Source organism: Undibacterium sp. Ji50W (genome assembly GCF_049340445.1).
In the GTDB taxonomy this organism is placed as follows: domain Bacteria; phylum Pseudomonadota; class Gammaproteobacteria; order Burkholderiales; family Burkholderiaceae_D; genus Undibacterium.
On record NZ_JBMPOX010000073.1, the window covers coordinates 1 to 584 of the forward strand.

The 584-nt window shown below is 46.2% G+C and carries 2 tRNA genes and 1 rRNA gene; all 3 read right to left on the reverse strand.

Annotated features, from left to right (window positions below):
• Window positions 1–241: 241 nt before the first annotated feature.
• Window positions 242–318, reverse strand: a tRNA-Ile gene (locus ACO0K9_RS28060).
• Between the two features lie 26 nt (window positions 319–344).
• A tRNA-Ala gene (locus ACO0K9_RS28065) sits at window positions 345–420 on the reverse strand.
• An 85-nt stretch (window positions 421–505) separates the two neighbouring features.
• Window positions 506–584: ribosomal RNA gene (locus ACO0K9_RS28070) — 16S ribosomal RNA — on the reverse strand; the annotation flags it as partial.

A 584-nucleotide genomic window follows, 5' to 3' on the forward strand; every position in this document is an offset into this window, starting at 1 on the left:
GTTTGTTCGATACAATCACAACCCTTCCATAATTTCCACTCACAACTGTCGTTGTCAGCTTCTCTTTACAGAAATAATTTTGATTATTTCTACTTTACTTCTTCTAAATTGTTAAAGAACGAGAACTTCTGTTATTACTTTTGTCTTTCGCTTTGAAAGTACAAACCTAAATCTCAACGTTGTATTCTGTAGCTTTCTTTCGCTACTGCCGCTGACTTACGTTTGCACTGTCGAGATCTGGTGGTGGGTCTGGTTGGGCTCGAACCAACGACCCCCGCGTTATCAACACGGTGCTCTAACCAACTGAGCTACAGACCCGATTCCTACTACGCCTACCAAAACCTTGGTGGAGGATGACGGGATCGAACCGACGACCCCCTGCTTGCAAAGCAGGTGCTCTCCCAGCTGAGCTAATCCCCCTTTCGGGAACATGATCTCTTACCTGTGTTCTCTATTCATCATTAACAGTCAATAAGTGTGGACACTTCACTACACGCTACTCTAGAAAGGAGGTGATCCAGCCGCACCTTCCGATACGGCTACCTTGTTACGACTTCACCCCAGTCACGAACCCTGCCGTGGTA